General features: G+C 70.2%; 19 protein-coding genes. 13 read left to right on the forward strand and 6 right to left on the reverse strand.

From position 1 onward, the window contains the following. Window positions 1–33: 33 nt before the first annotated feature. Genes KXS11_RS00685 through KXS11_RS00695 form a run of 3 tightly spaced genes read right to left on the reverse strand, consistent with a single transcriptional unit; the run spans window position 34 to window position 4,192 of the window. A complete protein-coding gene (locus KXS11_RS00685; protein WP_437383534.1) occupies window positions 34–2,031 on the reverse strand; it encodes an ArnT family glycosyltransferase in 1,998 nt (665 codons plus the stop codon). Then, window positions 2,028–3,530, reverse strand: a complete 1,503-nt coding sequence (locus KXS11_RS00690; protein ID WP_437383536.1) for a glycosyltransferase — start codon at window positions 3,528–3,530, stop codon at window positions 2,028–2,030. Before KXS11_RS00690 ends, KXS11_RS00685 begins: the two co-directional genes overlap by 4 nt. Then, on the reverse strand, window positions 3,530–4,192 hold the full coding sequence (locus KXS11_RS00695) for a GtrA family protein (protein ID WP_437383538.1): 663 nt from the start codon (window positions 4,190–4,192) through the stop codon (window positions 3,530–3,532). The genes KXS11_RS00690 and KXS11_RS00695 overlap by 1 nt, the downstream gene beginning before the upstream one ends. Window positions 4,193–4,487: 295 nt before the next feature. On the opposite strand from KXS11_RS00695, the gene KXS11_RS00700 reads away from it, so the two are divergent. From KXS11_RS00700 to KXS11_RS00750, 11 genes are all read left to right on the forward strand, one after another. Continuing rightward, the gene (locus tag KXS11_RS00700) at window positions 4,488–4,847 is read left to right on the forward strand and encodes a DUF7882 family protein (protein ID WP_437383540.1); all 360 of its coding nucleotides are present in this window, start codon (window positions 4,488–4,490) and stop codon (window positions 4,845–4,847) included. After that, complete coding sequence (locus KXS11_RS00705; RefSeq protein ID WP_437383541.1) at window positions 4,844–5,689, forward strand: SDR family NAD(P)-dependent oxidoreductase; 846 nt, start codon at window positions 4,844–4,846, stop codon at window positions 5,687–5,689. Before KXS11_RS00700 ends, KXS11_RS00705 begins: the two co-directional genes overlap by 4 nt. A 242-nt stretch (window positions 5,690–5,931) precedes the next feature. Beyond that, window positions 5,932–6,837 carry a formate/nitrite transporter family protein gene (locus tag KXS11_RS00710; protein WP_437383542.1) on the forward strand — a complete coding sequence of 302 codons (906 nt, stop codon included), beginning with the start codon at window positions 5,932–5,934 and terminating at the stop codon, window positions 6,835–6,837. A gap of 61 nt (window positions 6,838–6,898) precedes the next feature. Further along, window positions 6,899–9,487 carry a nitrite reductase large subunit NirB gene (gene nirB / locus KXS11_RS00715; RefSeq protein ID WP_437383543.1) on the forward strand — a complete coding sequence of 863 codons (2,589 nt, stop codon included), beginning with the start codon at window positions 6,899–6,901 and terminating at the stop codon, window positions 9,485–9,487. Then, complete coding sequence (gene nirD, locus KXS11_RS00720; RefSeq protein WP_437383544.1) at window positions 9,484–9,894, forward strand: nitrite reductase small subunit NirD; 411 nt, start codon at window positions 9,484–9,486, stop codon at window positions 9,892–9,894. Before nirB ends, nirD begins: the two co-directional genes overlap by 4 nt. Beyond that, window positions 9,891–11,144, forward strand: coding sequence for a uroporphyrinogen-III C-methyltransferase (gene cobA / locus KXS11_RS00725; RefSeq protein WP_437383545.1), 1,254 nt, complete (start codon window positions 9,891–9,893; stop codon window positions 11,142–11,144). The genes nirD and cobA overlap by 4 nt, the downstream gene beginning before the upstream one ends. Next, window positions 11,141–12,268: a uroporphyrinogen-III synthase gene (locus KXS11_RS00730; protein WP_437383546.1), complete on the forward strand. Its 1,128-nt coding sequence runs from the start codon at window positions 11,141–11,143 to the stop codon at window positions 12,266–12,268. Before cobA ends, KXS11_RS00730 begins: the two co-directional genes overlap by 4 nt. Beyond that, window positions 12,265–12,975, forward strand: a complete 711-nt coding sequence (locus KXS11_RS00735; RefSeq protein ID WP_437383547.1) for a sirohydrochlorin chelatase — start codon at window positions 12,265–12,267, stop codon at window positions 12,973–12,975. The genes KXS11_RS00730 and KXS11_RS00735 overlap by 4 nt, the downstream gene beginning before the upstream one ends. Window positions 12,976–13,048: 73 nt before the next feature. Further along, window positions 13,049–13,222, forward strand: a complete 174-nt coding sequence (locus tag KXS11_RS00740; RefSeq protein ID WP_437383548.1) for a hypothetical protein — start codon at window positions 13,049–13,051, stop codon at window positions 13,220–13,222. Window positions 13,223–13,312: 90 nt separating this feature from the next. Next, a complete protein-coding gene (locus tag KXS11_RS00745; protein ID WP_437383549.1) occupies window positions 13,313–14,308 on the forward strand; it encodes an SDR family oxidoreductase in 996 nt (331 codons plus the stop codon). Beyond that, a complete protein-coding gene (locus KXS11_RS00750; protein ID WP_437383550.1) occupies window positions 14,305–15,237 on the forward strand; it encodes an NAD-dependent epimerase/dehydratase family protein in 933 nt (310 codons plus the stop codon). Before KXS11_RS00745 ends, KXS11_RS00750 begins: the two co-directional genes overlap by 4 nt. Before the next feature lie 24 nt (window positions 15,238–15,261). Here KXS11_RS00750 and KXS11_RS00755 read toward each other — a convergent pair whose 3' ends face one another. After that, window positions 15,262–16,866: an AMP-binding protein gene (locus tag KXS11_RS00755; protein ID WP_437383551.1), complete on the reverse strand. Its 1,605-nt coding sequence runs from the start codon at window positions 16,864–16,866 to the stop codon at window positions 15,262–15,264. A gap of 73 nt (window positions 16,867–16,939) precedes the next feature. Between KXS11_RS00755 and KXS11_RS00760 the strand changes: the two genes are divergently transcribed. Beyond that, window positions 16,940–17,842, forward strand: coding sequence for a hypothetical protein (locus tag KXS11_RS00760; RefSeq protein WP_437383552.1), 903 nt, complete (start codon window positions 16,940–16,942; stop codon window positions 17,840–17,842). 2 nt (window positions 17,843–17,844) lie between these two features. Then, complete coding sequence (locus KXS11_RS00765; protein ID WP_437383553.1) at window positions 17,845–18,510, forward strand: TMEM175 family protein; 666 nt, start codon at window positions 17,845–17,847, stop codon at window positions 18,508–18,510. A 113-nt stretch (window positions 18,511–18,623) separates the two neighbouring features. Here KXS11_RS00765 and KXS11_RS00770 read toward each other — a convergent pair whose 3' ends face one another. Both KXS11_RS00770 and KXS11_RS00775 read right to left on the reverse strand, forming a co-directional pair. Beyond that, window positions 18,624–19,397 (reverse strand): DNA-formamidopyrimidine glycosylase family protein, encoded by a 774-nt coding sequence (locus tag KXS11_RS00770; protein WP_437383554.1) that lies wholly within the window; start codon window positions 19,395–19,397, stop codon window positions 18,624–18,626. Window positions 19,398–19,491: 94 nt separating this feature from the next. Beyond that, window positions 19,492–24,333: an ATP-dependent helicase gene (locus KXS11_RS00775; protein WP_437383555.1), complete on the reverse strand. Its 4,842-nt coding sequence runs from the start codon at window positions 24,331–24,333 to the stop codon at window positions 19,492–19,494. Window positions 24,334–24,384 lie beyond the last annotated feature (51 nt).

Raw genomic sequence — 24,384 nt, forward strand, 5'->3', positions numbered from 1 at the left:
ACGCTCAGGGCCGTGCGTTGCGGATCGGGCTGCTCAGCGGAGTACGTCAGGCTCGACGGCCGAGTACACGACGCGCACACCGTCTGCGGTCTGCGTCACCTGCTCCGGCGCGTAGCTCCCCTGGAGGGTGCGGAGGGTGTCGACGAGAGCGCCGTCACCGTCGGCCGAGCCGGTGCGGAGCACCATCGTCCGTCGGACCTCACCCGTCTCGCCGTCGAGCACCGGGGTGCTCTCGAGCCGGACGGGGGTGGTGGAGAGCACTTGGCCGAGAGCGAGGAGTGCCCGTGCATCGAGCTGGCCGTCGTTGACGGTCTTCCTGGCTTCTCCTGCCACGCTCAGCGATGGATTGCGGAGGAGTTCTGCGCCGACGGCCGCGCGGGCGGCGGTGCGTCCGGCCGCCTGCTCGGCGGCGGCGTCGAGCCCGTTCGCCTCGATCCGGCGCACCTCCACAGCCTGGGTGCCTGAGCCGAACGTGGCGACGAGGGACGAGTTGTCGATCGCGCCCTTCACCTCGGGGAACGTCGTGGGGAAGGTGCGCATCGAGTCGGTCGTGACGATGTAGTCGGCGTCGCGCCATCCGTTCGGCGATTGCGCCTGGACCGCGGAGTCGGTGTCCATCTTGTAGTACCAGATGACGTTGTCGCGGTCGAAGCCGCTCTCCACGAGGTCGACCCACATGGCGTCGTCGACGATCACCCGCGACTCCTGCGGCACGTTCGCCTGCACCCACTGCTGGGCCTGACGGACGGGTTTGTCGAGGTCGGCGAGGAGGAACCCGCGCAGCTGGGTGGCGGTGTTCGGCACGGCGATGACGACTGCGGCGAGTGCGGCGGCCAACCACACGACTCCGGCAGCGCGGCCGACGGCGGGCTTCCGACGCAGGCGATGCAGTGCCGCCCCGGTCACTCCGGCGATGAGGATCGTCATGAACGGCAGCAGCATGATGATGTACGGCACAGGCAGGTACCCGCCGGGGCGCAGCATGAACAGGCCGAGGAACACGGTCATCGCAGCGATGACCCGGAGCCGTTTCAGGAACAGCCCGACGACTGCCGCGACGGCGCCCGCGACCAGGATCACGGCGTCGAGCTGCCACCACATGCTGAGCGTCTTCGCCGAGAGGCTCTCGGGGTCGAACAACGAACCGCTCGAGACGCGTGAACCGAGCTGGAAGAACACCCCGCCGAGGAGGCTGACCCGGTCGGCACCCGGGACGAGCTCGCCCTTGATCGCGGCGAACAGGATGTACGCGAAGCCGGTGACCAGGAGGATGGTGCCGGCGACCGGGAGGGTGTACCGACGGGTCTCCTTCCGGGCCGCCCGCCACATGGTCCACGCGAGGAACGGCAGCGCCAGGAGGAACGTCTCCTTGCTGAGCACCGCGATCGCGAAGGCGGCGGCGGAGCCTGCGAAACCGACGAGCTGGTGCTTCTTCGAGGTCGCGAGGACGAACGCCCCGATCAACCACGGCACGGCGACGTTGTCGAGGTACACCGTGCGATGGAACTGCACGGCGAGCGGCGAGATCGCGAAGCCGAGGGCGGCGACCGCGGCCATGGCTCGGCTGAGGTGCAGACGGCGGGCGAGGACCCACACGAGCACGACCGAGATGAGGGTCGCGACGAGCATGGCCTCACGGGCGGCGACCACCGCGATGTCGTACCGGTCGAACGCCCCGGTGAGCCCGGTGTACGCCGCGATCTGCAGCCAGCCGAGCGGCGGGTGGTCGTACCAGTACGTGTAGTGGGCGAGCTCCCCGAGCTTCAGCACGCTCCACGCCTGGGCCGTGTAGGTGCCCTCGTCGTCGATGCGCTGCGGCGAACCGCCCATGTTCATCGCCTGCACGACGGCGGCGATGGCGAGCACGGGGAGGAGGAAGGCGACGGTGCGGCCGTGGCGCCAGAGCCAGCGGCGGAACGCGCCGGGTCCGCGCTGCGGCGGCGGGCCCGAGGCGATCCAGTCGAGACGGTCGTTCGCGAGGTGCAGCTCCGGGGCCCTGAGGGACGCCGGGCGTTCGAGGATGCCGGTCATCGTGATGCTCCGTTCTGGAGGACGAGCTCAGGGGTGGGGCTCGGCAGGGTGACCGTGACGGGTTCGGTCTCGGTGGCCTCGGCGACCTCGTCGGTGCGGTGTGCGCCGGTGTGCTCCGTCTTCTCCCAGGAGTGGTCGCCCTTCCACTCGCGGAACACGGAGCGGACAGCGGCCAGGCCGAGGAAGATCTGGTACGGGAAGGTGCCGAGGATGAGGCGCGCATAGTCGCGGAACCGCACCTTCTGGCCGTAGAGCCGGCCGAACTCGCCGAGCCCGGAGGCCTCGACCGCGAGGGTGACGATCGTCGGGGCGAGCGGGATGAACGTGAGCAGGGCGATCGGTGCCGGCACCTTGGCGAACAGCACCAGGAGCACGGAGACCGGGATGAGGAGTCCGGTCGCGGCCTGCAGGAACGGCATGGACAGCAGGTACCGGGCGAAGAGACGCTGACGGAGCGTGGGGAGCTTCCGCCACTCACCCTTCTTCAGCACCTGCAGGAAGCCCTGGTTCCAGCGCGTGCGCTGCTTGTACAGCGACTTCAGCGTGCCCGGCGTCTCCTCGCGGGTGACGACCTCGGGGCTGTACGCGACGACGACGGTCGCGCCGGCGCTGGAGAGCCTCACCCCGAGCTCGCAATCCTCGGCGAGGCAGCCGTCGTCCCAGCCGTCGGACCAGTCGAGCCAGCTCTTCTTCACGAACACGGTGTTGCCGCCGAGCGGGATGAACCGCGAGTTCGCGTGGAAGTGGAGGCGCGAACGGAACCAGAAGTAGTACTCGAGCACGTTCCGGAGCGACCACCAGCTGGTCTGGAAGTTCATGAGCTGCACGCCGCCCTGGACGACGTCGGCACCCGACTCGGTGAAGCGCGAGTCGACGAGGGTCAGCAGGCGCGGATGCACCTCGTCTTCGGCGTCGAACACGCCGACGACGTCACCGCGAGCGATCTGCAGTGCACGGTTGAGCGCCTTGGGCTTATTCTTCGGCACGCTGTCGTCCACGACGACCTTGATCAGCTGCGGGTGACGTGCTGCGGCCTCACGGACGACGCGTTCGGTGCCCGGGTCGTCGTGGCCGACGATCGCGATGATCTCGAAGTCGGGGTGGTCCTGCTGGGCGAGGCGGTCGAGGGTCTGGCCCATGACCTCCTCCTCGTGCCGACCGGGGACGAGGAGCGTGAAGGAGTGCTTCGCCGGCAGCGGAACCGCCGAGAAGCCCGTGTTCTTCAGGTGCCCGGTGGAGCGCCACGCGTGCAGCATCCAGTAGAGCGTCGTGACGGCGATGATCGTGAGGCCGGCGGCGAACAGCAGCATCGTGCCGTAGCCGAGCCATTCGAGGAAGCCCCAGGAACCGGGATCGGCGAGCGAGGACGGGTCGAGGGTCGTGCCGCGGTTGGGGAGTTGGTCGACGGGGGCCGCCGGCTGCGGGGTGAGGAGCGGGGCGGGCTCATCGGCGGCGGTGAACGGGCGACCGAGCGTGGGGGAGAGGAGTGCGGATGACATCAGGACAGGCCTCCGGAGGTGGACAGGATGTGGGCTGGTGCGGTCGTCTGCGCTGCTGCTGCGTGCGCGGAGGCGGGCACCGGGGTCGGGACACCGGGGTCGGACGGGATGGTTCGTCCCGTCGACTCCGGTGATGCGGCGTGCTGCTGCGGTGGATGGAACACCAGGAACCGGTAGGCGAGGAAACGGAAGACCATGCCGAGCACGAGGCCGACGCCGTTGCCCGCGATGTTGTCCGCGAGCGGTGAGGTGTAGCCGAGGATGTAGTGCGACACGAACAGGCAGGCTGCGGCGATTCCGAGCCCGCCCACGTTCATGAGGGCGAAGAGCGCACCCTCCTTCCAGAGCGCACGACCACGCTCGGCGCGGAAGGTGAGCGCGCGATTCCCGAGCCACGCGACGATCGTGGCGACGGCCACGGAGATCACCTTCGCGCCGATCGGCTTGTCGTCGAGCAGTGTGAGCCGCAGGAGGTTGTAGACGCCGACGTCGACGACGAAGGCGGTGCCGCCGACGAGTCCGAAGGCGGCCAGCTGGGAGACGAGTCTCGGCACGCGGCGCGGCTCGCGGGCCGGCCGGCGGAGCGTTCCCGTGGAAGCGGATCGCCCGTGGGTGACGTGCTGGGTCGAGGGCACGACGGAAGGTTCGGTCTTCACGGTCATGCAGCCGGTTCGGGGGCGGTCGGCGATCGGTTTGGCCTGATCGTCGGGCGTCCAGGCGTTTGCCAGGCCCGCGAAACAGGCCCGAAATTCCTTGATTTTCCGGCACATGTCGGGTACTCGCGAGGCGGTGGGGGACAACAGCGTGGTGTTGCGGAGACACACCGACGGCGGCGTGTCCGGCACCACCGCGCCGTCACGTCCGTCGCCTACGATGGGGACAACGCCCGGGTCTCCGGGTGCACCGCGACGCTGTTCGGTGGCGACGCGGGAAGACCGGTACGGGGGAGTGGTCCTGGTGGGAAAACTGATCTACGGGAGTTCGTCACGAGAGCTCGAGCTCGACGATCGGACCCTCGCGCACGTGAAATCGATCGCGGTCATGAAACTGCGCCGCAACGAATCCTTCACCATCTCCTGGCAGCGTGACCCCGAGACCGGTGGCGGTCGGGTGTCGATCTGGGTGCACCCCTCCATCTCCCTGCAGTTCGAGTTCGACGAGGAGGTGCGGCCCGAACTGAACCGCACCTGGCTCGAGGCGATGATGCAGGACGCGAACAAGACGGGCGACCTCCGCATCGGCCACGAGGTCCCGGAAGCCGCCCCCGTGAAGCCGACCCGCACGAGCGAGCCCCGCGCCCGGAAGTCGTCCGCGTGAGTGACCGCGTCATCGTCCTGACCGGGGCGAGTGACGGCATCGGCGCTGCCGCAGCGAAGGCGTTCACCGACGCCGGGGAGCAGGTCGTCGTCGTCGGACGTTCTGCTTCGAAGACGGCCTCGGTCGCCGAGCGCATCGGTGCGCGGGCGTTCGTCTGCGACTTCGCGGAACTCGCACAGGTGCGATTGCTCGCCGCGCAACTGCTCGAGCACTACCCGCGCATCGACGTCCTCGCGAACAACGCCGGTGGCATCTTCGGCGCCGAGCGTCGGCTCACGGCCGACGGCCACGAGCAGACCTTCCAGGTCAACTACCTCGCGCCGTTCCTGCTGACCACGCTGCTGATCGATCGACTGCTCGAGTCGGACGCGACGGTCGTCAACACCTCGAGCGTCGCGAACCGGTTGTTCGGCAAGCTCGACCTGGCCGGTCTCGACGACCTCGACGGTGAACGGTCCTACTCGCCCACCCGCGCCTACGGCGACGCGAAGCTTGCGCAGATCCTCTTCACGCGAGAACTCGCCCGTCGGTACGGCGCGCAGGGTCTGTCCGCTGCGGCCTTCCACCCCGGGGTCATCTCGACGAACTTCTCGAACAGCCCCGACGGTGCCATGCGCCTCCTCTACGCGACGCCGTTCGGGCGTCGCCTGCTCAACACCCCTGAAGAAGGAGCGGACACCCTCTTCTGGTTGGCCGAGAGCCAGCCCGGCATCGACTGGACGTCCGGTGGGTACTTCGCGAAGCGCAAGCCGGCCCGGATGAACCGCCGTGCGACGGACACGGCGCTCGCCGCAGCGCTCTGGGACCGTACCGAGGCGATGCTCGCGCCCGTCGCCGACTGAGACCGGCGCAGCGACAGGTGATCCGCCGGAGCAGCGCCGCTGCTCGCTGCGGTGTCCTGCTGCGGGGCGGATCTCTGCGAGCCAGGTTTCGGACTTCTCACAGTGCCCGGCGGGCCGTGAGAGAAGACTGTAACGCGAGCGATGTCCTAGGGACACTGCGGTGAAACGGCGCTCTCCTACTGTCGGAGCATGCCCGGAGCGTACGGGCTTCCGCAGCACGTCGAATCCTCCAGGAGCGTCCCATGTCATACGTCCCACCGGTTGAACTCGTCACCCGAATGATCGATGCAGGCGAGTCGAAGATCTTCCTCTCCACGCGCGACACCATCGTCCGATCCATCATGGGCGGTGCCACCCTGACCATCGCCGCGGCGTTCGCGGTGACGGTCAGCGTCACCACCGGGATGCCGCTGCTCGGGGCAGTGCTCTTCCCCGTCGGCTTCATCATGCTGTACCTCCTCGGCTATGACCTCCTGACCGGGGTGTTCGTCCTGGCCCCGCTCGCCTGGCTGGACAAACGACCGGGTGTCACACTCGGCGGCGTGCTCCGCAACTGGGGGCTCGTCTTCCTCGGCAACTTCATCGGCGCCTTCACGATCGCCGTCCTGATGGCGATCGTCGTCACCTACGGGTTCTCGACGCCACCGAACGAGGTCGGCGAGGCGATCGGTCATATCGGAGAGGGCCGGACCGTCGGCTACGCCGAACACGGCCTCGCCGGCATGCTGACCCTGTTCGTCCGCGCCGTGCTCTGCAACTGGATGGTCTCCACCGGCGTCACCCTCGCCATGGTCTCGAAGGACGTCACGGGCAAGATCCTCGCGATGTGGATGCCGATCATGCTGTTCTTCTTCATGGGCTTCGAGCACTCCATCGTCAACATGTTCCTGTTCCCGTCCGGCCTGCTGCTCGGCGCCGACTTCACGATCATGGACTACCTGATCTGGAACGAGATCCCCACGGTGCTCGGCAACCTCGTGGGCGGACTCGTCTTCGTCGCCCTTCCGCTGTACACGACCTACGCGCGGACCAAGGCTCCGCGTGCATCGACGCCGCGCCGTCAGCCGCGTCGAGGGAAGTCCGGGATCGCGGCCGGGATGCCGGTGGACGACCAGACCCAGCAGACTCCCGCGACCGCCGGCGTCTGAGGGGTCGGAGATGAAACTGCCCGGTCACGCGTCCGAAACATCCGAACCGTACGGTGAGGGAATGAGCCACCCGTCATCGACCCCGCGGCATGTCGTCGTCGTGGGCGGCGGGATGGTCGCCCACCGCTTCGTGGAGACGCTGCGGAATCGCGACCGGGAGAACCGCTTCATCGTCACCGTGATCGGCGAGGAGTCGTGGCGACCGTACGACCGGGTCGGCCTCACGTCCTACTTCTCCGGGACCCCCGCTGCAGGACTCGAACTCGGTCGGCCACTCATGTGGGCGGACCCGCGGGTCACGCTCGTGACGGGTGATCAGGTCGTGACGGTCGACACCACTGTGAAGCAGGTGCGGACCGCGTCGCGTGCCGTGTACGACTACGACGAGCTCGTGCTTGCGACCGGCGCGGCCGCCACCGTCCCGCCCATCACGGGAACCTCTCTGCCCGGTGTGTTCGTGTACCGGACCATCGACGACGTCATCGCGATCGAGGCGGCGGTCGATCTCGTCGCGGCGGAGCGCGGACGACCGCCACACGGCGTCGTCCTCGGTGGCGGGCTGCTCGGCCTGGAGGCGGCCGGAGCCCTCGCGGGTCTCGGTGCGAGCTGCACGATCGCGCAGTCCTCAGGGCACCTCCTCTCGGCACAGCTCGACGAGGGTGGGGGAGAAGCCGTCCGCGGCACGATCGCCGCACTCGGGATCGACGTCCGCACGGGGTCGCGCAGCAGCGCCATCCTCGAAGGGGACGACGGCCGCGTGGCCGGCGTCGAGTTCCCCGACGGCGGTCTGCTCGAAGCCGACATCGTGGTCCTCGCAGCGGGGATCAGACCGCGGGACGAACTCGCGGCCGCTGCCGGGATCCGTCTCGGCACCCGCGGTGGCATCGCGATCGATGAATGCTGCCGGACGTCCGCCGAGCACGTCTGGAGCATCGGTGACGCGGCGACGCTCGGCGACGAGGTGTGGGGGCTCATCGCCCCCGGATACGCCCAGGCCGAGATCGTCTCCGACCGTCTGCTGGACGGTGACGCGGTGTTCCCCGGCGTCGACCTCTCGACGAAGCTGAAGCTCGCCGGCGTCGAGGTCGCGAGCTTCGGTGACGCGTTCGCCACGACACCGGGCGCGGTCGGGGTCGTGTACGCCGACCCGACGCTCGGCGTCTACAAGAAGCTGGTCCTGTCCGACGACGGCACGACGTTGCTCGGAGGCATGCTCGTCGGCGATGCGAGCGCGTACTCCTCGCTGCGCCCCCTCGTCGGACGCACGCTCGGCGCCGACCCTGCCGCCTACCTGCTGCCCAGCGACGGCGTCCCGGTGGCCGGCGACGGCCTGCCCGACGACGTGACCGTGTGCTCCTGCAACAACGTCACGGCTGGCACTGTGCGGGCCGCCGTGCATGACCAGGGGTGCACCGACGTGACCTCGGTGAGCGGCTGCACGGGCGCCGGGGCGGCATGCGGCTCGTGCGTGCCGCTCGTGAAGAAGCTCGTCGGCGCCGAACTCACGAAGACCGGCGTCGCCGTGTCGAATGCCCTGTGCGAGCACTTCGCCCTCTCTCGTGCGGGGCTGTTCGACGCCGTCCGGATCACCGGGCTCACGAGCTTCAGCGCGATCCTCGAGCGGCACGGGTCCGGCGGCCGCGGCTGCGACGTCTGCCGCCCCGTCATCGCCTCCATCCTCGCGACCCTCGATGCCGGGCACGTGCTCGACGGCGAGCGCGCCAGCCTGCAGGACACCAACGACCACGTCATGGCGAACATGCAGCGCGACGGTTCCTACTCGGTCGTGCCGCGGATGCCGGCGGGTGAGGTCACCCCGGACGGACTCATCGCCGTCGGCACCATCGCCAAGGAGTTCGGCCTCTACACGAAGATCACCGGCGGCCAGCGGATCGACATGTTCGGTGCACGGATCGACCAGCTTCCGACGATCTGGTCGAAGCTCATCGACGCCGGCTTCGAATCCGGTCAGGCGTACGGCAAGGCTCTGCGGAACGTCAAGTCCTGCGTGGGTTCCACCTGGTGTCGGTACGGCGTTCAGGATGCGGTCGGGATGGCCGTGCTCCTGGAGCTCCGGTTCCGTGGGCTGCGCTCGCCGCACAAGCTGAAGTTCGGTGTCTCGGGCTGCGCCCGGGAGTGCGCGGAGGCACGCGGAAAGGACGTCGGGGTGATCGCCACGGAACGCGGCTGGAACATGTACGTCGGCGGCAACGGAGGGTTCACACCGAGACACGCGGAACTCCTTGCCGAGGACCTCGACGACGAGCAACTGGTCCGGGCGATCGACCGTTACATCGTCTACTACATCCGCACCGCCGACCGCCTGCAGCGCACCGCCCGCTGGGTGGAGGACCTCGAAGGCGGCATCGACCAGCTCCGCGCCGTCATCTTCGAGGACTCGCTGGGGATCGCCGAGGAACTCGATGCCGTGATGCGGGCCCACGTCGGCACCTATCGCGACGAGTGGCGGGAGACGCTCGAGGACCCCGAGAAGCTCAAGCGTTTCGTCGCCTTCGTGAACGCGCCCGACACCCCTGACCCCGACCTCGCCTACGTTCCGGAACGCGGTCAGCTGCGTCCCGCGACGCAGGCCGAACGGCGGGACGGCACCACCCTCATCGCCGGCACGACCCTGGAGGTACACCGATGACGATCACCGACCCCACGACCCAGCGGCCAACGCATGTGGACTCGGACCTCGAGACGTGGACCACGGTCTGTCCACTCGACGCGCTGCTCCCCGAGCGCGGTGCGGCGGCCCTCGTCGACGGCGAACAGATCGCGCTGTTCCGACTCCACGACGGCGGTGTCCGCGCCGTCCAGCAGGCGGACCCGTACGCCGACCACGCGAACGTGATGAGTCGTGGGCTCGTCGGGCAGCGCGGTGGCCGGGACACTGTGGCATCACCCATGTACAAGCACGTCTTCGACCTCGCCGACGGCGCGTGCCTCGACTCGAAGGGTGCAGAGCCGATCGCGTTGCGGTGCTGGCCGGTACGGGTCGCCGATGGGCTCGTGCTCGTCGGCGTGCGCCAGGGCGCGGAGCGTGCGGCATGAGCCTGTTGCTGTCGCTCGACGTTCAGGGGCGGCGTGTCGTCCTCGCCGGAGGCGGTTCGGTCAGCGCCCGGCGCGCACGCGCGTATCTCGACGAGGGAGCGGTCGTCATCGTCGTCGCCCCTGAGCTGTGTCCCGAACTGCACGACCTCGTCCGCGGTGGCCTGCTGACCTGGATGGCGGAAGCGATCGACCGGGAGCACGTGCTCGGCGCCTGGCTGGTGCACACGGCCACCGGTGACCGAGCGGTCGACCTGCTCGTCGCGGACTGGGCCGCTGCCGAGCGGATCTGGTGCGTCAACGCCGGCGACGGAGCCTCGGGGAGTGCGCGGAGCGTCGCGACCAACCGTGTCGGTGAGCTGACGATCGGTGTGTCGTCGACGACGGGTGCCGATCCCCGCCGGACGAAGGGCATCGGCGATGCGCTCGCCGATCACCTGACCACCGGCGGTGTCGACCTGCGTCGTCGACGTCGCACACCGACGGACGAGGGCCGTGTCGTGCTCGTCGGCGGCGGGCCGGGCGACCCCGAGCTGCTGACGGTGAAGGCACGACGGGCGATCGCCGAGGCCGACGTCATCATCGCCGACCGGCTCGGTCCGCGCTCGATCCTCGGCGACCTGCCCGACGGTGTCGAGATCGTCGAGGTCGGCAAGTCCCCGAACCACCATCCGGTGCCGCAGGAGCAGATCAACGACATCCTCGTCGAGCGCGCGAGGGCCGGGAAGGTCGTCGTGCGGCTGAAAGGCGGCGACCCGTTCGTCTTCGGGCGCGGGGGCGAGGAGTTCATCGCCTGCCGTGCGGCGGGTATCCGGGTGGAGGTCGTGCCGGGCATCTCGAGTGCCGTGTCTGTCCCCGCAGCCGCAGGCATCCCCGTCACCCACCGCGGCGTCGCACGTGCCTTCCACACGGTGACCGGACACGAGGCCGTCGAGGAGGACACGCTCGCGGTGCTCCGGGCCGGTCGGACCACGGTCGTCGTCCTCATGGGGGTTGCGGCATTGCCCACGATCGTCGAACGGGCGATCGCCTCCGGTGTCCCAGCTGACCTGCCGGTCGCGATCATCGAGGAGGGGACGACGGCCGAACAGCGCACGACCCGTGCACCACTCGCCGACATCGTGGAAGCAGCCGTGCTGGCGGGGGTGCGCAACCCGGCGATCATCGTCCTCGGAGAGGTGGCCCGGTTCGGTCTGCTCGACCCGGATGCGGTGGGAGCGCCCATCGAGCGGGCGGTACGCTCCTCGTCATGACGCACTCGCTCGAGCAGCACCTCGCCGGTTGCGTGATCCTCGTCACCGCGGAGCGCCGCTCGACCGAGCTCGCCAGTGCGCTCGAACGCCGCGGAGCCGTCATCCGGCACGCGCCATCGCTCAGCATGCTGCCGCTCGACGACGATGTGGCGCTTGCGGCTGCGACACGATCCGTGATCGACGACCCGCCGGACATCGTGGTCGCGACCACCGGCATCGGGTTCCGGTCCTGGATCGACTCAGCCGAGTCGCTCGGGCTCGGCGACGAGCTGCTCGCCGTGCTCGGGCGTGCGCGGATCGTCGCCCGCGGTCCGAAGGCCCGCGGAGCGATCCAAGCCGCCGGCCTGAACGCCGACTGGGTGGCTGAGTCGGAGACGTCGACCGAACTCGCGGAGTTCCTGCTCGCCGAAGGAGTCGACGGTCGGAACATCGCGATCCAATACCATGGCTCGGGCGCCGACGGCATCGACGAGCTGTTCCGCGCGGCAGGCGCCCGGGTGCAGACGGTGATCGTCTACCGCTGGGGTCCGCCGCGCGATCCGGCACTCGTCGTCGAGTGGGCGGCGCGCACGGCTGCCGGCGAGGTCGACGCCGTCGTGTTCACATCGGCGCCCGCGGCGGCAGCCTGGATCGACGCCACCGGCGACGGAGCCGCACGCGAGCAGCTCGTGGACATGTTCAGCTCGGGGGCTGTCACGGCGTTCGCCGTCGGCCCCATCACGGCAGCTCCGCTCCGGGCCGTGGGGATCGATCCCGTGGTGCCGAGCCGTGGCCGGCTCGGAGCGCTCGTGCGGGAGGTCATCTCCCATTTCGCCGACCGGGCCGACGGACCCATCACGACGGTCGTCGGATCGCTCGTCGTGCGGAACGCCCGGGCCGTCCTCGACGGTGAACCGCTCCCGCTCAGCCCCAGCAGCTTCGCCGTCCTGCGTGCGCTCGCCCGTCGACCCGGTGTGGTGGTCTCGCGGGACGCCCTCCTCGCCGAACTGCCCGGAGAGGCGGTGACCCCGCACGCCGTCGACGTCACCATCGGCCGGCTCCGCGAGACGCTCGGCGACCCGGCCGTCATCCGTACCGTCGTCCGACGCGGATACCGCCTCGACCCCCTGGAGGAGCCCGCATGACCACACCGACGAGACCGCTGCTCATCGCCAGCTCCCACGGGACCGACGACCCGGACGGCCAGGCCTCGATCCGTGCCGTGATCGCGGCAGTCGCCGAGCGCCTGCAGGACGTCGATGTCGTCGAGGCGTTCGTCGACGTGCAGCGGCCCGCACTGCCGGACGTCGTCGCCGCAATGGCCGTCGGCCGTGAGGCCGTGATCGTTCCGCTTCTCCTGTCGACAGGGTTCCACGTCGAGGTCGATGTGCGTGAAGCGGCCGACTCCCGGACCGGCGTCGTCGCGGCACGGCCGCTCGGTCCGGACGACCGCATCACCGACCTGCTCGTCGAGCGGTGGCGGGAGAGCGGGGCGGATCCGCGGGAACCGGTCGTCCTTGCGGTCGCTGGATCCTCGAAGCCCTCGGCCGTCGAGGCGATCGAGGCCGTCCGCGCACGGTTCGCTGAACGGACGGGGACCCGGCCGATCGTCGGCTACGGCTCCGCGGTGGCGCCGAACGTCGCAGAGGCCGTCGGACGCGCGCGCGCGACGGGCGGAGAGGACAGTCGCGTTTCGGTCGCCAGCTACCTCCTCGCGCCGGGATTCTTCCAACGCCGAGTGCTGCAGGCCGGAGGCGACCTCGTGTCGGCCCCACTCGGCGTGCACGAGGGTCTCGTCGACGTCGTCGTGGATCGGTACCTCGAGGCCGAGGCAGCGCTGGCATCGCACTGAGTCGCCCGAATCGGCGCGATTCTCGCGCGATTCCGTGCAGTTTTCGGCGACTCGGCGGCTCTAGGCTGGTGGGATGCAGCGCAACGAATGGACGACCGCCCTGGTGATCGCGGGGATCCTCGCGGTCGCCGCGGCAGTGTCGTTCCTCCTGCTCGGCCCCGAGGCACCCGTCGTCTGGGGGCTCGTGTCGGGTGTCCTGCTGGCGCTCGTCGTCGCCACCATGTCGTACGCCAAACGGCCGCGCTGACACCTCCATGAGTTGCCTCAATCGGTCCGATTTCGGCGCGATTCCAAGCATTTCCGGGCGAGTCGGCGAGGGGTGCGGGAGGATGGTGCCATGACGACGAAGCGCATCCTGTTCATCGGCGGTAGCGGCATCATCTCCTCGGCCTCGGTCGCCAGATCGGTCGCACTCGGCCACGAGGTGACGGTCCTCAACCGAGGACTCTCCGAGGTCCGCCCCCTGCCCGACGAGGTCGAGCAGCTCCACGCCGACGTCCGCGACGCCGACGCCGTGACCGAGGTGCTCGGGTCCCGCGAGTTCGACGTCGTCGCGCAGTTCACCGCGTTCACGCCCGAGCAGGTGCAGCTCGACATCGACCGCTTCGCCGGGAGCATCGGCCAGTACGTGTTCATCAGCTCCGCCTCCGCTTACCAGAAGCCGCCGTCCCGGCTCCCGGTCGTCGAGTCGACCCCGCTCCGCAACCCGTTCTCGCAGTACGCGCGCGACAAGACCGCCTGCGAGGACGTGCTCGTCTCGGCGTACCGCGAGGGCGCGTTCCCGGCGACGATCGTGCGCCCGTCGCACACCTACGACCGCACGCTCATCCCCACGTTGGGTCGGCGCACGGACCTCGAGCGGATGCGTGCCGGCAAGCCGGTCGTCGTCCACGGCGACGGCACGACCCCCTGGACGATCACGCACACGGAGGACTTCGCCGTCGGTTTCGTCGGCCTGCTCGGCCGGCGCGACGTGCTCGGAGAGGCGTTCCACATCACGGGCCAGCACGCGCCGAGTTGGAACGACATCACGACGTGGATCGCCGACGCCGCAGGGGTCGAGGCGAACATCGTCCACGTGCCCTCCGACCTCATCGCCGAGATCCACCCGGGCTTCGGCGCGAGCCTGCTCGGCGACAAGGCCTTCCCGATGGTCTTCGACAACACGAAGATCCGTTCCCTCGTGCCGGAGTTCCACCCGACGATCCCCTTCTGGGACGGTGCCGCGCAGATGGTCGAGTTCCATGACGCGAACCCGCGCTGGCAGCCCGCCGAACCCGAACTCGACGCCGCGTTCGACCGCATGGTCGCTGCGGTGTCGCACCGATCGTGAGTCGGGCGCTCGTCCTCGGCGCCGGGTTGATCGGCGCGGGGCTCACCGCCCGACTCGTCGAACGCGGCGACGACGTCATCGTCGGGACGCGGAGCGGGACGACGCTCCCCGGAGCTCGTGCGGTGACGCTCGACGCCACGGATGCGGATGCGATCGCGACGGCGGGTGTGGGGGTCGACACGGTCTTCCTCTGCGTCAACCCGCCCTACGGTCAGTGGGCGACCGCCTGGCCGCCGGTCTTCCGAGCCGTCGTCGACGGCACAGCCCGGCTCGGCGGTTCACTCGTCACCATGGGCAACCTGTACTCGCTCGGGCGTGCCACCATGCCGATGACGGAGCACTCGCCGGAGCAGCCGGCCGAGGCGAAGGGGGCGATCCGCGCGGCAGGGTGGGCACTCGCCAAAGCTGCCGACGACCGCGGCGAGCTGCGCGCGGTCGAGGTGCGGGCCTCGGACTACTTCGGCGCCGGTGCCGGCCCCACCGCTCACCTCGGGGCCAGGTTCTTCGAACCGCTGCTCGCAGGGCGGACGGCCCGCGTCGTCGGGGCGACCGACCAGCCGCATTCGTGGGCGTACCTGCCGGACATCGTCAGCACGCTCGTCGCAGCCGCCGACCATGACGGCGAGTGGGGTCGCACCTGGCACGTGCCGCCGTCGGGCGATGCCTCGCGGGGCCAGATCGCGGCCGAACTACGCGCGCAGTACGGCGCGACCGGTCGCGTGCGCTCCTACCCACCCGGTCTCCTCGCGACGCTCGGCCTGTTCTCCGCAGACCTCCGCGAAGTGCACCGTTCGAGCTACCAGTTCGCGGCGCCGTTCGTCGACGACGCGTCGGAGTCGTCCCGCATCCTCGGTGTGACCGCGACCCCGTGGTCGGATGCGCTGGCGGCGACGGTCGCCTCCTACCGGGCGGCGCCCCGACAGGCTTAGGCCCAGGAGCCTGTCGAGGGGCGGTCAGACGCTCGCGCGTGCGGCAGCTTCCGCCGCACGGAGGTCCTTCCGGAGGATCTTGCCCGAGGAGGACTTCGGGATCGTCTCGACCACTTCGACCCGGCGGATCTTCTTGTGCGGGGCGACCTGCTCGGCGACCCAGGCCATGAGCTCGTTGTCGGCGAGTGTCGCCCCGGCCTGCAGCACCACGAACGCCTTCGGCACTTCCTGGCCCTCGTCGTCAGGCACGCCGATGACGGCGGCGTCCGCGATCGCCGGGTGCCCGAGGAGCAGTGCCTCGAGCTCCGCCGGCGCCACCTGGTAGCCGTGGTACTTGATGAGCTCCTTCAATCGCTCGATGATCCGCACCGTGCCGTCTCCGCGAACCGTCGCGATGTCGCCCGTGTGCAGGAAGCCGTCGGGTTCGAGTGTCGCCGACGTCGCCTCCTCGTTGTTCAGGTAGCCGAGCATGACGTTCGGACCGGCGCAGAGCAGCTCACCGGGCACGCTCTCCTCGGCGGGGTCGGTCGGGTACTCGACCTCCTCGCCGGTCTCCGGGTCGACGATCCGGCACTGCATGTTCGGCAGGGTGGTCCCGACGCTGTCGAGGGAGGCGTCCGAGGCGTGGAGCGCGATCGCGTGGCTCACGGGGCTCATCTCCGTCATGCCGTAGCCCTGACGCATGCGGCAGCCGAGCCGTGCCTCGACCGCATGGCCGAGGGTGGCGTCGAGCGGAGCCGCGCCGGAGAACACGGTGTGCACACTCGACAGGTCGAACTCGTCGACGAGCGGGTGCTTCGCGAGCGCCACCGCGATGGGCGGCGCGATGAACACGTAGCTGCAGCGGAAGTCCTGGATGATGCGCAGGAACTCCGGCAGGTCGAACCGCGGCATCGTCACGAGCGACGCCCGTCGCGACAGTGCGAGGTTGAGCAGCACCGTCATGCCGTAGATGTGGAAGAACGGCAGCACCGCGAGGATGCGGTCGTCGGCGACCATGCCGAGCTGCGGGATCGACTGCTGCACGTTCGCGACCAGGTTGCGGTGCGAGAGCATGACCCCCTTCGGACGCCCGGTGGTGCCGGAGGAGTACGGGAGCACCGCCACGTGGGTCGCCGGATCGAACGACACGACCGGGGCCGGCAGACGCCGCACGAGGAGGTCGTGGAGCGAAGCGTGCCCCTCGGCTCCGTCGAGGACCACGACCCGGTCGGCGGGGATGCCGCTCGCGCTCGCCGCGGCCAGCGCCTGCGGAAGGAGTGGCGAGACGGTGAAGAGCATCGACGCACCGGCGTCCTGTAGCTGCGCCTCGATCTCCTCGGCGGTGTACAGGCCGTTGACGGTCGTCGCCGTCGCCCCGGCGCGCAGGATCCCGTGGAACACGGTCGCGAAAGCGGGGACGTTCGGTGCATGCAGGGCGACGACGTCACCGACCCCGATCCCGGCGGCTGCGAGGGCACCGGCCAGCGCGTCGATCTGGCCGATGAGCTGCCGGTAGCTGGTTTCGGCGCCCGTGGTGCCGTCCCGGAGCGCGACACGGTCCAGATCGCTCGGCGCGATGCCACCGAAGAGGGAGTCGTAGACGCTCAGCGCGGGGATCTCGACGTCGGGCAATGGGCTGATGAACACGAGTGATCTCCTTCGAACACCGGTGATGGTGGAGTGAGTCTACCCACGCCTGGTGATCGTTAGGCTGATACGCGTGAACGCATCCCGCCCCATCCTCGGCCTGCTCCTCGATGTCGACGGCCCCATCGCCAGCCCGATCACCCGGACCATCAACATCCCGAGCATCGCCGACGACCTCGTCATCCTCGCGAACGCCGGGGTGCCGATCGCCTTCAACACGGGGCGGAGCGACGCGTTCCTCCGTGAGGTCGTCGTGCCGCCGCTGCTCGCCGCCGGGCTCGCGTCCGACGTCCGGCTGTACGGCATCTGCGAGAAGGGGGCCGTGTGGTTCGGCTTCTCGGCCGAGGGCGTCGACGAGTTGAGCTTCGACGCGGAGGTCGCGATGCCCGAGGGCTACGGCTCGGTGATCGAGCAGCTCGTGGACGAGCGCTACGCCGAGACGGTCTTCTTCGACTCCACGAAGCGCGCGATGGTCTCCGTCGAGCAGCACGTCGAGGTCCCGGCGGCCGACTACGCGGTGGTGCGCCGCCACTTCGACGCCGACGCCCGCACCGAGCTCGTCCGCCGCGGGTTCGGGGTGGAGCACGGACCAGACCGTTTCCCGAACGACGCCGGCCTCGTGCAGTACCGCATCGACCCGACGATCATCTCCACCGACATCGAGTCCGTCCGCCTCGGCAAGGACCTCGGCGCCGAGCGTGCGCTGGAGCTCCTGGAGGCCGACGGCGGGGCGCTCCCGCTCGCGTGGCGCACCGTCGGTGACTCCCGCAGCGACTATGCGATGGCCGACTGGCTGTTCGAGCACGGGTACGAGGTCGAACATGTCGACGTCCGGCCCTCCGACGGCGTTCCGGAGAAACCGTACCCGATCCTCACCCATCCGACACTCATCCACGACGAGGCCGGTGCTGCCTTCCTCGCCCGCTGGGTCGAGATGGTGCGCGGCGATGCCGTGACCGACGCCGACGTCGGCTGACCATGGCGAACGCGCGAGGAGGGGGCGCTGGCCGCGGGAAGCGGAGCGCGCTGAGGACGGAGCGCGGGCTCGACCGACTCGTGAACTTCAGCGACGCCGTCGTGGCGATCGCGATCACCCTCATCATCCTGCCGCTCGTCGACACCGCCCAGGAGTACGGCGGTGAGCCGATCTCCGACTTCCTCGGCGCGAACGTGACGAGCCTCGCCGCTGCCGCCCTCAGCTTCGTGGTGATCGCCAGCTTCTGGCGCGACCACCACCGCTTGTTCGAGTGGACGACGGGCTACTCGCGTTCCCTCGTGTCGTTGAACTTCATCTGGCTCGCCGGGATCGTGTTCCTGCCGCTGCCGACGGTGCTCATCGTCGACGCCACCGGAGAGGACCGCGGGGCGGCGATGCTGTACATCGCGACGATGCTCGTGTCCATGGTGGCGGTCCGCCTGCAGGAGGTCGTCCTCGTGCGTGACGGGTTGCTGAGCGAGGAGGCGGCCGCTCTCCGCCGCTCGCAGCTGCTCGTGTGGGCGCCGACGGCACTCATGCTCCTCGCGTTCGTCCTGGCCGCGGTCGTGCCGGGCCTCGGGACGAAAGCGCTCCTGCTGCTGCTCCTGTCGATCCCGCTCTCCTGGGTCGTCGGGCACCGGTCGCACGCACCTCGACAGGCTCGGTGACCTGGTCGGCTCGGTGACCTGGTCGGATCGGTGCCGATCCGGTCCCCGAGCCTGTCAAGGGCGGCCTTGAGACCGGGATTCACTCCGTTCGTCTGGCGCCTGTCGCCGGGTCGTCAGCGTTGGCAGTTCGGGCACCAGTAGGTGTCGCGGAGCGCCGTCGGGTCGGCGCCGAGCTTGCCTCGCTGGATGCGCGTGCCGCAGCGGAGACAGCGCTGGCCGTCCCGGGAGAACACCCAGCTCGTCTTCCCCGGCCTGGTGTCACCCGTCGTCACGCGGTTGCGGCGGTCGCGGTTCGCGATGATGAGGCGCGAGGCCAGCCGTACCGCCGCCGGCAGGTCCACCTCGCTCGTCGGCGTCGTCGGCAGGATGCCGCGGATGAAGCACAGCTCGTTGACGTACTCGTTGCCGAGCCCGGCGAGGTTCCGCTGGTCGAGGAGGGCGACGTGGATCTCGCGCGGATCGGCGGCGAGGTTCCGCACCGCGAGTTCCGGGTCCCAGTCCGGCCCGAGCAGGTCGGGTCCGAGCCAGGCGAAGCGCTCGGCGTCCTCGCTGCTCGGGAACACCTCGACGAGCCCCAGGTCGAATCCGACCGTCACCCAGTGCGGTGTCGCGATGACCGCGCGAGCCTTCCAAGCCGGCCGTCGCCAGTGCTCGCCAGGCTGGTACACGTGCCACAGCCCCTCCATCTTGAGGTGGGTGTGCACGGTGTGCGAACCGATGTGGTGCAGGAGGTGCTTGCCGCGGGGGATGACGTCGTGGACGGTGTCGCCGCGGAGGTCCACGGTCGCCGCCTGGGGGACCCTGAGGTCGAACGAGGTCACGATCTCGCCGGCGAGCGCCTGCCGCAGTCGGTGCGCGGCTTGGAACACCGTGTCACCTTCCGGCATGAACGCCTCCGTTCCTCGACGACACGGTGCCACCCCGGCGGTGTGCAGCGCAACCCGTGGCGTTCGGTGCGCGCCCTGTGGCAGACCTCACCATTCAGCCGCGTCGCAGTCTGAGCCCGCGGGGCGTCTCCACGAAGCCCGCCTGACGGAGGGCGTAACCGGTGGGGGTGCCGAGGACGAACACCCCGTTGACCTGTTCGATCCCGAGCTTCTCGATGCGGCCGGACGTGACCGTCGCCGCGAGTGACCTGGCCCCGGCCTGCAACTGCTGCTCGTCGTCGGTGAAGGCGAGGGCCGTCTTCCCACCGCGCTCGAGGTACCACACGGGAGCGCCGTCGACGAGGACGACGAGTGCGCCCGCCTTGCGACCCGGCCGGTGCTTCACGCCCGTGACCTCCTGGCTCGGCCACGAGAGCGCGGCACCGTAGGGGTTCGCCGGGTCTGTTGCCGCCAAGGTGACGGCGTCGAACGCCGGGGCGTCGTCGGTCTGGATGAAGGAGCGGAGCCGATCGACGGTGCCGGAGGACGCGAACTGCGCCCCACCCAGCCGCTCGACGAAGTATCCGCGACGGCACCGTCCGTTCTCCTCGAACTGCTTGAGCACGCGGTAGGCGAGGGCGAAACCGCCGGTGACCCCCTCGGCCACGACCGAGCCGCGGGTCACGACGCCGTAGCGCTCCAGCAGTGTCTCTCCCGTGGCGACGGCACGGATCGTGGCGTCCTGTTCCGCGAGGGGCAGGATCGACCACCGGCCGCCGAGCGTCTGACCGGAGCGTGCCGGCATCGAGGCCCGACCCATGCCGCGGCCGCGATACAGCTTGGAGCGCGGCGTCTGCCGTTGCACCCGGTGCGCGGAGGTACCGGAGCCCGTGCCGACGAGCGTCCGGAGCGGCGAGAAGGTGTCGTTGGTGACGAGGCCGGCCCAGACGAGCTCCCAGAGGGCGTCGACGAGCGTGGTGTCCTCGGAGGATCCGACGGCCTCGGCGAGCTGTCGGAAGAAGTACGCGCCGCCACCGCCGAGTGTGGCGAGGAGCTCGGTCTGCAGTGCGTCGGGCGTGTGGGTCGTCGGCAGGAGCGGCAGGGTGAGCGGGGCCGTCTCGGCGAGGTGCAGGGCGACCCACCCGTCGTTCCCCGGGATGGATCCGGCGCCGGACCACACCACCTCTCCTGTCGCGGTGAGTTCGTCGAGCATGGCCGGGCTGTAGTCGACGACGCGGGACGGCAGGATGAGCGACTCCCACGCGGATGCGGGGACCGGTGCACCGGCGAGCTGGTCGATGACGGCAGCGACGCCGTCCACCCCACGGAGCTTGCCGCCGACGTGCTGCCAGACGGGGAGGAACCGCGCGAAAGCCTGCTGGTCGACGGGTTCGACCTCGTGGCGGAGGGCGGCGAGCGAGCGGATGCGGAGCTTCCGGAGGACGCCAGCGTCGCACCACTCGGTGGCGTCGGTCGGGCCGCGGTCCTGGGCGTCGTCCGCTCCGCCCGTGTGCTGTCGTCCGGCGGGCAGGAACTCGCCCTTCACGACGCGACCGGCGTCGGCCAGCCGGCCGAGCGTGTGCTGGACGACGGCCGCTCCGAGTCCGAACCGTCGTGCCGCTTCACCGGTGGTGAACGGGCCGTGGGTGCGTGCGTACCGGGCCAGGAGGTCGCCGAGCGGATCGGAGACGGGCTCGGTGAACGCGACCGGAACACCGATCGGGAGCGGGGTACCGAGGGCGTCGCGGAGGCGGCCGGCGTCCTCGATCGCGGCGAAGCGCTCCTCCCCGGCGATCGGCACCCGGATGACCCGCTTGGCGCGTTCGAGTTCGGTGGCCGCTGCGGCGGCGCGCGCCGGGTCCGGTGCCCAGCTCCCGGGGTCGTCGCCGAGGTTCGCTTCGCCGCTCGGCGAGACGGTGACGCCGTCGAAGGTGCAGCGCGCAGCGAGTTCCGCAGCGGTGAGCGGACCGAGCATCCGGAGGGCGTCCGCGACGCCCTCGACGCCCTTCAACCGGCGTTCGGGATCGAGGCGTTGCAGTTCGAGTCCGGTCTGCTCGATGACCCCGGGGTCGAGCAGCTCGCGCAGCTCCACCCGGCCGAGCAGCTCACCGAGCATCGTGCTGTCGACCGCGAGCGCGGCGGCCCGACGCTCGGCCAACGGGCTGTCGCCCTCGTACATGAAGGCGCCGACGTAACCGAACAGGAGTGAGCGCGCGTACGGCGACGGCTGGTCTGTGGTGGTCTCGACGATCCGGATGGCTCGCGACTGCAGTTCGCGGGCGAGATGGTCGAGTGCCGGCAGGTCGTAGACGTCCTGCAGACACTCGCGCAGCGTCTCCAGGATGATCGGGAACGTCGGATACTGCTTGGCGACGTCGAGCAGCTGCGCGGAGCGCTGCCGCTGCTGCCACAGCGGTGAGCGCTTCTGCGGGGAGTAGTTCGGGAGCAGGAGCGCACGCGCGGCGCACTCGCGGAAGCGGGACGCGAACAGCGCCGAACCGCCGACCTCCTGGGTGACGAGCGCATCGAGCTCCTCCGGCTCGAAGACGAAGAGCTCCGCGCCCGGTGGCTCACTCTCGGTGTCGGGCAGGCGCACGATGATGCCGTCGTCGCTCGCGACAGCGGAGCCGTCGACACCGAGACGCTCCTGCACGCGCGCGCCGACCGCCAGGGCCCAGGGGGCGTGGACGCGCAGACCGTAGGGCGAGTGGAGGATGACCCGCCAGTCGCCGAGCTCGTCTCGGGAGCGTTCGACGACCAGTGTGGTGTCGTTCGGTACCACGCCCGTCGCCTCGCGTTGCTCGCGGACGTAGGAGATGAGGTTGCCGATGGCCCGTTCGTCGAGGCCCGCGGCCTCGAGCCGTGCGGTGGAGCCGGTGCCGGACGTGTCGAGTTCACGGACGAACGAGCCGATCGCACGCCCGAGCTCCGCCGGTCGGCCGATGCCGTCGCCCTTCCAGAACGGCAGTCTGCCGGGTTGGCCGAACGCCGGTGTGACGAGGACGCGGTCGTGGGTGATCTCCTGGATCCGCCAGCTCGTCGCCCCGAGCGCGAAGACGTCGCCGACCCGGGACTCGTAGACCATCTCCTCGTCGAGCTCGCCGACCCGGGCGCCCGGCCCGGACTCGCCGACCATGAACACCCCGAAGAGGCCGCGGTCGGGGATGGTGCCGCCGCTCGTCACCGCGAGCCGCTGGGCGCCGGGGCGACCCGTGATGACTCCGGCATCGCGGTCCCACACGATGCGCGGGCGCAGTTCGGCGAACTCGTCCGACGGATAGCGGCCGGCGAGGAGGTCGAGGGTCGCCTCGAAGGCGGACCGGGGGAGTGACGCGAAGGGGGCGCTCCGCTTCACCGTCTCGAACCACTCCTCGACGCCCAGCTCGTCGAGCGCGACCGCCGCCACCGTCTGCTGCGCGAGGATGTCGAGCGGGTTGGCGGGCACCTCGATCGCCTCGATGAGCCCAGCCTCCATGCGCTCGGTCGCGACGGTGGTGCTCACGAGGTCTGCGCGGTGCTTCGGGAAGAGGACGCCGCGCGAGACCTCGCCGACCTGGTGGCCCGCACGACCGACACGCTGCAGACCGCTCGCGACGCTCGGCGGCGATTCCACCTGGATGACGAGGTCGACCTCGCCCATGTCGATGCCGAGCTCGAGGCTCGACGTGGCGACGACGCATCGCAGCCGCCCCGACTTCAGATCCTCCTCGATGCCCGCCCGCTGCTCCTTCGAGACGGAGCCGTGATGCGCGCGGGCGAGAAGCGGCACCTCCTCCGCGGCATCGGAGGTGCCGGAGGCTGCGGCAGCCGCGCTCGCCGAACCACGGCTCTGTCCGCTCTGCGCCATGAGCTGAGCCGGTGGGCGTCCTGCGCCCGGCGTCACGAGTTCCGTGTCGCTCAGACGCGCTTCGTTGATCTCGTTGAGACGAGCGGTGAGCCGCTCGGCGAGGCGACGCGAATTCGCGAACACGATCGTGGACCGGTGTGCGAGCACGCGGTCGACGATGGCCTCCTCGACGTGCGGCCAGATGCTCCCTGCGCGGTCCTCACCACCACCGTCGCTGTTCGGGGTGTGCCCGGTGAAGCCACCACCGCTTCCCTCGGCGTCTGCGGCGCCGGGCTGCGCCATGCCGGCGTCGGGGTCGGTCATGTCGTCGACCGGAACCACCACCCGGAGGTCGAAGGTCTTGCTCGCCGGAGGGGAGACGATCTCGACCGGTGCCCGCCCACCGAGGAAGCGGGCGACCTCCTCCGCCGGCCGCACGGTCGCCGACAACCCGATGCGCTGGACGGGGGCGTCGAGCATCGCGTCGAGACGCTCGAGGGAGACGGCGAGGTGCGCGCCGCGTTTGGTGGACGCGACCGCGTGCACCTCGTCGATGATGACGGTGTCGACCTTCGAGAGGGTGTCGCGGGCGGCACTCGTGAGCATGAGGAAGAGCGACTCTGGAGTGGTGATGAGGATGTCGGGCGGGTCTTTGACGAGGGCACGCCGATCCGCCGACGGGGTGTCTCCGGAGCGCACACCGACGCTGATCGTCGGCGGTTCGGTGCCGAGCCTGCGTGCGGCCTGGGCGATGCCGACGAGGGGCGTGCGGAGGTTCCGTTCGACGTCGACCCCGAGGGCCTTGAGCGGGGAGATGTAGAGGACGCGCGTCCCACGGTTCCGCTTGCGTTGCGCTGCCGCAGCCTCCGCCTCATCGGCCTCGAGACCCGTGAGCGGCACGCCCGTGCGCGGGTGCGCCGCGTGCTCGGCGATGGCCTCGGAGAGCAGGCGGTCGATCGACCAGAGGAACGCGGAGAGCGTCTTACCCGAACCGGTGGGCGCGACGACGAGCGCGTTCGCACCCCGGGAGATCGCGTCCCATGCGCCGGCCTGCGCCGGGGTGGGCGCGGCGAACGCCCCCTCGAACCAGTCGCGCGTGGCGGGGGAGAAGCGCTCGAGCACCTCGGTCATGGGTTCCATCATCCTGCACCGCACCGACACTGCGCCCGCTGCGGACGAGGG

Source organism: Plantibacter flavus, assembly GCF_051487245.1.
Lineage (GTDB): Bacteria > Actinomycetota > Actinomycetes > Actinomycetales > Microbacteriaceae > Plantibacter > Plantibacter flavus_B.

Excerpts from the sequence above, each read along its gene's own strand:
- KXS11_RS00685 (WP_437383534.1), bottom strand. The coding sequence starts at position 2,031 with ATGACCGGCATCCTCGAACGCCCGGCGTCCCTCAGGGCCCCGGAGCTG.
- KXS11_RS00690 (WP_437383536.1), bottom strand. The coding sequence starts at position 3,530 with ATGTCATCCGCACTCCTCTCCCCCACGCTCGGTCGCCCGTTCACCGCC.
- KXS11_RS00695 (WP_437383538.1), bottom strand. The coding sequence starts at position 4,192 with ATGACCGTGAAGACCGAACCTTCCGTCGTGCCCTCGACCCAGCACGTC.
- KXS11_RS00710 (WP_437383542.1), top strand. The coding sequence starts at position 5,932 with ATGTCATACGTCCCACCGGTTGAACTCGTCACCCGAATGATCGATGCA.
- nirB (WP_437383543.1), top strand. The coding sequence starts at position 6,899 with ATGAGCCACCCGTCATCGACCCCGCGGCATGTCGTCGTCGTGGGCGGC.
- nirD (WP_437383544.1), top strand. The coding sequence starts at position 9,484 with ATGACGATCACCGACCCCACGACCCAGCGGCCAACGCATGTGGACTCG.
- cobA (WP_437383545.1), top strand. The coding sequence starts at position 9,891 with ATGAGCCTGTTGCTGTCGCTCGACGTTCAGGGGCGGCGTGTCGTCCTC.
- KXS11_RS00730 (WP_437383546.1), top strand. The coding sequence starts at position 11,141 with ATGACGCACTCGCTCGAGCAGCACCTCGCCGGTTGCGTGATCCTCGTC.
- KXS11_RS00735 (WP_437383547.1), top strand. The coding sequence starts at position 12,265 with ATGACCACACCGACGAGACCGCTGCTCATCGCCAGCTCCCACGGGACC.
- KXS11_RS00740 (WP_437383548.1), top strand. The coding sequence starts at position 13,049 with ATGCAGCGCAACGAATGGACGACCGCCCTGGTGATCGCGGGGATCCTC.
- KXS11_RS00745 (WP_437383549.1), top strand. The coding sequence starts at position 13,313 with ATGACGACGAAGCGCATCCTGTTCATCGGCGGTAGCGGCATCATCTCC.
- KXS11_RS00765 (WP_437383553.1), top strand. The coding sequence starts at position 17,845 with ATGGCGAACGCGCGAGGAGGGGGCGCTGGCCGCGGGAAGCGGAGCGCG.
- KXS11_RS00770 (WP_437383554.1), bottom strand. The coding sequence starts at position 19,397 with ATGCCGGAAGGTGACACGGTGTTCCAAGCCGCGCACCGACTGCGGCAG.
- KXS11_RS00775 (WP_437383555.1), bottom strand. The coding sequence starts at position 24,333 with ATGACCGAGGTGCTCGAGCGCTTCTCCCCCGCCACGCGCGACTGGTTC.